Here is a 9,040-nt window from a genome sequence, read left to right as displayed (position 1 = left end):
TACGCGATGCTCTTCGCGGGCGGCCTGGCGGGCCTCGCCGCCATGAACCAGATCCAGGGCACCGTCACGACGGGCTTCGGCGCGACGATCGACGCCGGCATCGGCTTCGATGCGATCACCGTCGCCCTCCTCGGTCGTAGCCGCGCGTGGGGGACCCTGGCTGCCGGCATCCTCTTCGGTGCGCTCAAGGCGGGATCGTTCTCGATGCAGGCACAGGGCATCCCCGTGGACATCGTGCTCGTCGTGCAGTCGTTGATCGTACTGTTCATCGCGGCGCCGCCGCTCCTGCGCGCCGTGTTCTTCCTCCCCAAGACCGACGCCGAGAAGGCGGCCAAGGCGCGAGCGAAGGCCGCGAAGAAGGCGGTGGCCGCATGAGCGCCTCGACACCGGCAGCCCAGATCGAGCAGAGTGACGGCACCATCCAGCTGGTCGTCGTCCGGGAGCGGCACTTCAAGGCGCCGATCGTTCTCGCGGTCATCCTCGTGCTGCTGGCCGCCCTCTTCGGCCTGGCACCGCGCGTCGGTGTCTCGACCTTCCGTCTCGGCGATCCGTCGCAGTCCTTCGGTCTGCCCGACGTGGGCGTCCCCACCGCGCCGACCGCCTGGACGCTGTGGGCCGTGCTGGTCGTGCTCACCGCCGGCGCGGCGTGGCGGGCGTGGACGTACCGTCGTCCGTCCCTCTGGCTGACGATCGCGTTCGGCGTTCTCGGCGTCGTGGCGTTCCTGGTGTGGGCCGCTGCCGACGGGTTCGTGCCCGTCTCGAGCCTGCTGTTCGGCGCCGTATCGCTGTCGGTGCCCCTCGTCTTCGGTGCGCTCGGCGGTGTGATCGGCGAACGCGTGGGCGTGGTCAACGTCGCGATCGAAGGACAGCTGCTGCTCGGTGCGTTCTCGGCCGCCGTGCTCTCCAGCATCACGCACAACCCGTTCATCGGGCTGCTCGGCGCCATGGTCGGCGGTGTCCTCGTCTCGTTCGTGCTCGCAGCCTTCGCGCTCAAGTACCTCGTCGACCAGGTCATCGTCGGTGTCGTGCTGAACGTCCTCGTGACCGGTCTGACCGGCTTCCTGTACGGTGCGCTCCTGGCTCCCAACGAGCAGCAGCTCAACACCCCGGAGCGCTTCGGCCGTATCCAGATCCCCGTGCTGAGCGAGATCCCGATCATCGGACCGGTGCTGTTCAACCAGACCTTCATCGTGTACCTCATGTTCGTGACGGTTCCGCTCGTGGCCTGGGGCCTCTACCGCACGCGGTGGGGCCTGCGCCTGCGCGCCGTCGGCGAACACCCGCAGGCGGCCGACACGGTCGGCATCAAGGTGAACACGTCCCGGTTCTGGAACGTCTCGCTGGCCGGCGCGATCGCCGGCATCGGCGGAGCGTACTTCACGCTCGTCTCGGTGCCGCAGTTCGGCAAGGACATGACCGCGGGGCTCGGCTTCATCGCCCTCGCGGCCGTCATCTTCGGTCGCTGGGACCCGATCCGCGCGACTCTCGCCGCCCTGCTGTTCGGCTTCGCGACCAACCTGCAGAACCTGCTGACGATCCTGAAGACGCCGATCCCCAGCGAGTTCATGCTCATGCTCCCGTACGTCGTGACGATCCTCGCGGTCGCCGGCTTCGCCGGCCAGATCCGCGGGCCCGCGGCATCCGGCAAGCCCTATATCAAGGAGTGACCTCTTTCATGACCGACATCGACTGGGACGAGCTGCGCGCCGTCGCCACCGAGGCCATGCACCGCGCGTATGCGCCCTACTCCCGCTATCAGGTGGGTGCCGCGGCGCTGGTCAGCGATGGACGTATCGTGTCGGGCTGCAACGTCGAGAACGCCTCCTACGGCGTCGGGCTCTGCGCCGAATGTGCCCTCGTGGGCGATCTGCACATGTCCGGAGGCGGGCAGCTCGTCGCTTTCGTATGCGTCAACAAGGAGGGGCAGACGATCATGCCGTGCGGGCGCTGCCGTCAGCTGCTCAACGAGTTCGCCCTTCCGGGAATGCTGCTGGAGACCGTCTCCGGCATCCGCACGATCGATGAGGTGCTGCCCGATGCCTTCGGCCCGCGCGACCTCGAGGAGGTGTCGCGATGAGCGGCGGGACGCAGAACACGCCGGATGCCGCGGTCGAGCCCTTCGACGCGGTCGACGTCATCCGCACAAAGCGTGACCACGGCGCGGTGCCCGAAGACGCCCTGCGCTGGATGATCGACGCGTACACGCGCGAATACGTCGCCGACTCGCAGATGGCCGCGTTCGCGATGGCGGTGCTGCTCAACGGCATGAACCGCGACGAGATCCGTGTCATGACCGACGCGATGATCGCCTCGGGGGAGCGGATGAGCTTCGCCGGACTCGGCAAGCGCACCGTCGACAAGCACTCCACCGGCGGGGTCGGCGACAAGATCACGCTGCCGCTCGCGCCGCTCGTCGCGGCATTCGGCGTCGCGGTGCCGCAGCTGTCCGGCCGGGGCCTCGGTCACACCGGCGGCACGCTCGACAAGCTCGAGTCGATCCCGGGGTGGCGCGCCGCGCTCTCCAACGACGAGATGTTCGCGCAGTTGCGCGACGTCGGCGCCGTCATTTGCGCGGCCGGCTCGGGCCTGGCTCCGGCGGACAAGCGGCTGTACGCGCTGCGCGATGTCACCGGCACGGTCGAGGCCATCCCGCTGATCGCGTCGAGCATCATGTCGAAGAAGATCGCCGAAGGCACCGACGCGCTCGTTCTCGACGTCAAGTTCGGCTCCGGCGCATTCATGCGCGATGTCGACAAGGCGCGCGAGCTCGCCCGCACGATGGTCGCCCTGGGCACCGACTCGGGCGTCGCGACGACGGCGCTTCTCACCGACATGAACACCCCGCTCGGCCTCACCATCGGCAATGCCAACGAGGTGCGCGAGTCGGTCGAGGTGCTCGCCGGCGGCGGCCCGGCCGATATCGTCGAGCTGACCGTGGCTCTGGCGCGCGAGATGCTGGCCCTCGCCGGACAGCCCGACGCCGACGTCGAAGCCGCGCTGCGCGACGGGCGCGCCATGGACGCGTGGCGGGAGATGATCCGTGCCCAGGACGGCGATCCCGATGCGCCGCTGCCCACCCCCCGCGAGACGCACACCGTTGTCGCTGCCCGAAACGGTGTGCTGACGCGGATGGAGGCGCTCCCGTTCGGCATCGCCGCCTGGCGTCTGGGGGCGGGACGCGCGCGCGCCCAGGACCCCGTCATCCACGCCGCCGGCATTGACCTGCACGTCAAGCCCGGCGCATCCATCGTCGCCGGACAGCCGTTGTTCACCCTTCTGGCCGATGATGACAAGCGCTTCGAGCGCGCCCTCGACGCGCTCGAAGGCGCGTGGGAGATCGGAACGGATGCCCCGGCATCCACTCCGCTCGTCCTCGAGCGCATCACCGCCTGACCTTAAGCTCCACCCGCACAGCCCACCAGAAGGAAGCCCCATGGCCACCGACCCCTACGCCGACCCGAAGCTCGAGGGCGTCTCCATCCGCTCGCTTCCCAAGGTCTCGCTCCACGATCACCTCGACGGTGCGCTGCGGCCTCAGACGATCATCGAACTCGCCGACGAGATCGGCCTCGATGTCCCGACGACGGATGCCGGGGAGCTCGCCGACTGGTTCGAGGACCAGAGCGACTCGGGTTCGCTGGTGGAGTATCTGAAGACCTTCGATTTGACGACCGCCGTCATGCAGAGCGCCGAGGGCCTTCGCCGCGTCGCGAAGGAGTTCGTCGAGGACCTCGCCGCCGACGGCGTGATCTACGGCGAGGTGCGCTGGGCGCCGGAGCAGCACCTCGCGGGCGGGCTGTCGCTCGAGGAGGCCGTCGAGGCCGTGCAGGAGGGCATCGAGGAAGGCGAGGATGCCGTCGATCGCTCGGGTCGCGACATCCGCGTCGGCCAGCTCATCACGGCGATGCGTCACGCCGACCGGTCGCTCGAGATCGCCCAGCTCGTCGTCGCGTTCCGCGGTCGCGGCGCAGTCGGCTTCGACATCGCCGGAGCGGAGGACGGCTTCCCGCCGTCGCGTCACCGCGCCGCCTTCGACTATCTCGCCTCAGAGTTCTTCCCGGTGACGGTGCACGCGGGAGAGGCGGCCGGTCTCGACTCGATCCGCTCCGCGATCCTCGACGGCCGCGCCCTGCGCCTCGGCCACGGCGTGCGCATCGCGGAAGACCTCGAGGTCGTGCAGCAGCAGGGCGACGAAGTGCTGGTGACCTTCGGAGACCTGGCGCGGTGGGTACGCGACCGTGAGATCCCGCTCGAGCTCTCGCCCTCCTCGAACCTGCAGACCGGGGCGATCGCGGCGTGGGGCAAGAGCCTCGAGGATCATCCGTTCGACCTGCTGTACCAGCTCGGCTTCGCCGTGACGGTCAACGTCGACAACCGCACGATGAGCCGCACCTCGCTCACGCGCGAGCTCGCGCTGCTGGCCGAGACCTTCGACTACCGTCTCGAAGACCTGGAGGCGTTCCAGCTGAACGCGGCCGCAGGCGCCTTCTTGTCGGTGGAGGAGCGCGAGGAGCTCATCGAGCTCATCGGCGAGGGCTTCGACGCCTGACCCGCACCCCACGGCAGCCCCGTCAAGGGTTCCGGGCCGGCTCGGGTTCGGGTTCGGGTTCGGGTTCGGGTTCTGGTTCTGGTTCGGGTTCTGGGTTCGGGCGGAGCGCGGGGGAGCCCGGTGCGCGTCTCGATCACGTCGATCACGGCCACCGTTCACAACTCCGGAGTTTCCGAGCAGGTTCGGCCCTCTGGGCCACGGATCGGCCTGTCCGTTCACAGTTCACCGGAGTTGTGAACTCGCACGGTGCGCGGCGTGGTGCGAGGGCCGCGGGCTACCGCCCGCCGGAGAACCTCGATCACCCATTCCGGACGGAAGAGGATGTCCTCGGCGAGCAGCCGCAGAGTCGTGAAGCCGAGTCCGATTGCGGCGGCATCCCTGCGGCGGTCTCGCTTGTGATCCCCCCACGACCCGTGGTGCGAGCGACTGTCGCACTCGATGACAAGCCAGCCGTCGACGAGGAGATCCACTCGGCCGACGCCGTCGATTCGAACCTGCAGGTCCACGTGGCATCCCAGACTGCGCAGCATGAGGCGGACGAGGGTCTCGGTACCCGCCTCCGCACGTTGGTCGAGAAGCGGCCGCAGGGATCGGTAGCGCCCGGGAACGTGCGCGAAGACGTCAGCGAGACCGTCTTCATCCACTGCCCCGAGATGCCACGCGCTGTCGAGCGTGGCGATCGCATCCCGCGGCCGCTGGCAGCGCACCGCTGCACATAGTGCTTCGCGGACAGGTACGAGCACATCATCGGCGGCGCTGGAGGTGGGACGCCAATGTCGCACGATCTCCGTCGACGCCTCCGGTCGCGGCGTGCGGGAGGCGTCCGGAGCGAGCTGGATGTGCAACCCCGCACGCTCCCGTACGAACACGCCGAGAAGTCGCAACAGTGAGACGCAGTCCAGGCGCCCGCCCCACTGCACCGCCGCGCACACCTGCGGATCGGTGTCCCGGGGCAGATAGTGATCGCGCCGCAGGCGCAGGAGCCGTCCGTCGCGCACCGCATCGGTGATCTGTCGGCCGGTGGCTCCCGCGGCGAGCAGGTGAGCACGCCGCAGAACAGCGGTCGGGACGTCGCTGGGCAGAACGAGACGGTCGGCAGAAGATCGGATCATGTCCAGAACTCTGACCGCGACGCCCGTCGGGCAGGGCTTTGTGTGCCGCGTCGGTGGACGACCGGGTTCAGCGGGGCGCGGGGGAGGAGGCGTCGCCGTTCACAACTCCGGAGATGCGCTCGCGACCGTCGGCCACAGCCCGGGCTGGGTGCGGTGTACCGAGGGATCTCCGGAGTTGTGAACGGTGGAAGGGGCCCCGGGCTCCGCGGCCGGAAGCCAGCGCGGTCCGCCGTCCCGGGGGCGCGGGAGCGGGTCAGAGCTCGGACTGACGCTGTCCGACGACGGCTTCGACCGCGGCGAACAGCGGGTGCGACGGCTCCAGACCCGTCACCGCGGCGGTGAAGGTGGCCGCGTCCTCGGCGCGCAGTCGTCGCTGCATCTCCACCGACTGCTCATCGTCGGGCTCGTCGAACTCCAGCGCCGCCCCGATCGCCTCGACCAGGGCGGTCGTGGACAGCCCCCGCTCGGCGGCGGCCGCGGCGGGGCCGATGAACCGCTCGTGTCGCGAGAGTTTGCGCAACGGCTGGCGCCCGACGCGGCCGACGGTGTCGGGCAGAGCCGGGTTGGCGAAGCGGCGCAGGATCGTCGCACGGTACTCGGCGAGCTCGGCAGCATCCCATCCGTGCACCGCGACCAGCAGTGCGGACGTCTCTTCGAGCGCGGCGGCCACGCGGGAGACGATGGACGGATCCGCCAGCGCGTCGGAGATCTTCTCGACGCCCGCGCGGGCCCCGAAGTAGGCGGTCGCGGCGTGACCGGTGTTCACCGTGAAGAGCTTGCGCTCGATATAGGGGGCGAGGTCGTCGACGAAGTGGGCGCCGGGGATGTGGGGCGGGGCGTCGGCGAAGGGGGGCCGTTCAATGGCCCATTCGAAGAAGGGTTCCACGGTGACGTCGATCCCCGCGCCTTCCGGCTGTGCGGGCACGATTCGGTCGACGGCGGTGTTGGCGAACACCGCCCGGTTGCTGATCGCGTCCCACGCGTCACCCGCCTGCTCGCGGATCTCGTCGCGGAGGGTGTCGGTCGCCCCGATCGCGTTCTCGCACGCCATGACCTGCAGCGGAGGCCGAGACGGGTCGCGCAGGGCCAAACCGGCCAGGATGTGCGGCGCGACGAAGCGCAGGATCGTCGGGCCGACCGCGGTGGTCACCACCTCGGCGGTGGCGATCTCGTCGATCAGCGCCTGCGGATCGGTGGCGCTGTTGATCGCGCGGAAGCCTGTCACGACCGTGTCGGTGCCGCCATCGCCGACCTCGTGGACGGTGTACTCCGAAGCCGCGTTGATGGCGTCGACCAAGGATGCCGCGACATCCGAGAACACCAGCTCGTAGCCGCCTTCGTGCAGCAGCAGCCCGACGAAGCCGCGACCGATGTTACCGGCGCCGAAGTGGACGGCCTTCATCAGCCGTTCACCGTCGACAGCAGTGCGAACAGGTCCTCTGCGGTGGTCGCCGCCTTCAGGCGTGCGACCTCCTCGTCTTCGGAGAACATCAGGGCGATCTGCGAGAGGATGTCCAGGTGCTCATCGCCCTTGCCGGCGATGCCGACGACGAAACTGACCTTCTCGCCGTCCCAGTCGACGCCGCCGTCATAGCGGACGAACGAGAGCGCCGAGTCGAGGATGGCATCCTTCGTCTCGTTGGTGCCGTGGGGGATCGCGAGCTCGTTGCCCATGTAGGTGGACACGGTCTGCTCGCGCTGGAGCATCGCGTCGTAGTAGGCGGAGGTGACGGCTCCGGCGGCTTCGAGGATGTCCGCGGCCTCACGCATGGCGTGCTCTTTCGTGACCGATCCGGAGTGGATCCGAACCTGATCGATCTTCAGTACATCGCGTGACATGTCGTCCTCGTCTCTGTGCGTAGCGTCGTCTCGGTCATCGTACGTCTGGGCGACGCTGTATCGGGTGAGAGCCGCGGGGGCGGGGCATCGCGCATCCCGTCCCCGCGGCGTCAGGGTGGGCCTGAGCGATCAGGCCTGGTTCTTGTGCTGCTGGACCACCAGATCCACGACCTCGTCGTACTTCGGCGAGTTCATGAAGTTGTCCACCGACACGTGAGTCGCGTTCGGCGTGCGCCCGCGTGCGCGGTCGGTGAGCTGCTGCTGGGTGATCACGAGGTCTTCGCTGCCGTCGAGGTTGGCGATCGCCTTGTTGGTGACCGAGACGTCGTCGATGCCGGCCTTCTTGATCTTGTTGCGCAGCACGCTCGCGCCCATCGCGGACGAGCCCATACCGGCGTCGCAGGCGAACACGATGTTCGTCACGCGTGCGGCGGGTACCACCGTTCCCGCGGCGACGGCGTCGGCGGCCCGGTCGGCCGACAGCGACGACTGGTCACCCTCGAGCCCGGCGTTCGCGGCCGCCCCGGCGCGGAGGCCGGCGAGGGCCTCGGAGCTCTTGCCCTTGTTCGCCTCGGTCTGGGCGATCGCCGCCTCGAACGATGCGCTGGAGTCCGCCTCTGCGGCCAGGTCACGCTTGCGGGACGCCCGCAGGATCACCGCGGTGATCAAGAACGTCACGGTGGCGGCGAGGATCACCGACAGATACACGACGAACAGGTTGCCGACGCCCGGGCCGATGGCCGCGGCAGTCACGGCGATGATGCTTCCGGGAGCTGCCGGGAAAGCGAGGCCGCCGCCCAGCAGCATGTTGGTCGTCACGCCGGTCGCGCCTCCCGCGATGAGGGCGAGGATCGTCATCGGCTTGCTGAGCGCGTACGGGAAGTAGATCTCGTGGATGCCGCCGAAGAACTGGATGATGATCGCGCCCGGAGCCGAAGCGCGAGCCGCACCGACGCCGAAGAAGGTGAAGGCGAGCAGAAGTCCGACGCCGGGGCCGGGGTTGGCCTCGATGAGGAAGAGGATCGACTTGCCCGCCTCGGTCGCCTGCTGGATGCCGAGGGGGGTGAACACGCCGTGGTTGATGGCGTTGTTGAGGAACAGCACCTTCGCCGGCTCGACGATGATCGACAGCAGCGGGAGCAGGTTGACGCTGACGAGCCAGCCCACGATGCCGCCGAGGAACGTCGAGATTCCCAGCATGATGGGGCCGAAGGCGAAGAAACCGACGATCGCCAAGATCATGCCCAGGATGCCGGCGGAGAAGTTGTTCACCAGCATTTCGAAGCCCGGCTTGATCTTGCCGTCCCAGAGCTTGTCCATCTGCTTGGTGATCCAGGCCGCCAGCGGGCCCATGATCATCGCGCCGAGGAACATGGGGATGTCGGTGCCGACGATGACACCCATGGTGGCGATCGTCGCCACCACGCCGCCGCGCTCGCCGTAGACCATGCGACCGCCGGTGTTGGCGATCAGCAGCGGCAACAGATAGGTGACCATCGGGCCGACGAGGCCGACGTAGGCCGCAAAGTTGCCCGCATCG

At 68.8% G+C, this 9,040-nt stretch carries 8 protein-coding genes and 1 pseudogene; 5 read left to right on the top strand and 4 right to left on the bottom strand.

The window, feature by feature from the left end; translation table 11 throughout:
• From BGN98_RS06610 to BGN98_RS06590, 5 genes and pseudogenes are all read left to right on the top strand, one after another.
• Positions 1–375 (top strand): annotated as a pseudogene (locus tag BGN98_RS06610) (ABC transporter permease); the annotation flags it as partial.
• Positions 372–1,667 carry an ABC transporter permease gene (locus BGN98_RS06605; RefSeq protein WP_061681828.1) on the top strand — a complete coding sequence of 432 codons (1,296 nt, stop codon included), beginning with the start codon at positions 372–374 and terminating at the stop codon, positions 1,665–1,667. The pseudogene BGN98_RS06610 and the gene BGN98_RS06605, both read left to right, overlap by 4 nt.
• Before the next feature lie 8 nt (positions 1,668–1,675).
• Positions 1,676–2,077 carry a cytidine deaminase gene (locus BGN98_RS06600; RefSeq protein ID WP_061681826.1) on the top strand — a complete coding sequence of 134 codons (402 nt, stop codon included), beginning with the start codon at positions 1,676–1,678 and terminating at the stop codon, positions 2,075–2,077.
• Complete coding sequence (locus BGN98_RS06595; protein ID WP_061681819.1) at positions 2,074–3,393, top strand: thymidine phosphorylase; 1,320 nt, start codon at positions 2,074–2,076, stop codon at positions 3,391–3,393. Before BGN98_RS06600 ends, BGN98_RS06595 begins: the two co-directional genes overlap by 4 nt.
• Positions 3,394–3,433: 40 nt before the next feature.
• The gene (locus BGN98_RS06590; RefSeq protein WP_288120357.1) at positions 3,434–4,549 is read left to right on the top strand and encodes an adenosine deaminase; all 1,116 of its coding nucleotides are present in this window, start codon (positions 3,434–3,436) and stop codon (positions 4,547–4,549) included.
• 215 nt (positions 4,550–4,764) lie between these two features.
• Here BGN98_RS06590 and BGN98_RS06585 read toward each other — a convergent pair whose 3' ends face one another.
• From BGN98_RS06585 to BGN98_RS06570, 4 genes are all read right to left on the bottom strand, one after another.
• Positions 4,765–5,661, bottom strand: coding sequence for an endonuclease domain-containing protein (locus BGN98_RS06585; RefSeq protein ID WP_288120356.1), 897 nt, complete (start codon positions 5,659–5,661; stop codon positions 4,765–4,767).
• Between the two features lie 253 nt (positions 5,662–5,914).
• Entirely contained in the window at positions 5,915–7,063 is a 1,149-nt protein-coding gene (locus BGN98_RS06580; protein ID WP_036284466.1) for a mannitol-1-phosphate 5-dehydrogenase, read from the bottom strand.
• Entirely contained in the window at positions 7,063–7,500 is a 438-nt protein-coding gene (locus tag BGN98_RS06575; RefSeq protein ID WP_005048150.1) for a PTS mannitol transporter subunit IIA, read from the bottom strand. The genes BGN98_RS06580 and BGN98_RS06575 overlap by 1 nt, the downstream gene beginning before the upstream one ends.
• 129 nt (positions 7,501–7,629) lie before the next feature.
• Positions 7,630–9,040, bottom strand: a 1,411-nt coding sequence (locus BGN98_RS06570) for a PTS mannitol transporter subunit IIBC (protein ID WP_288120353.1), incomplete at its 5' end; no start/stop codon positions are given.

It is taken from the genome of Microbacterium sp. 69-7, assembly GCF_001897985.1.
Taxonomy (GTDB): Bacteria; Actinomycetota; Actinomycetes; order Actinomycetales; family Microbacteriaceae; genus Microbacterium; species Microbacterium laevaniformans.
The sequence above is the reverse complement of the archived record's forward strand: the minus strand, read 5'-3'. Positions and strand labels throughout refer to the sequence as shown.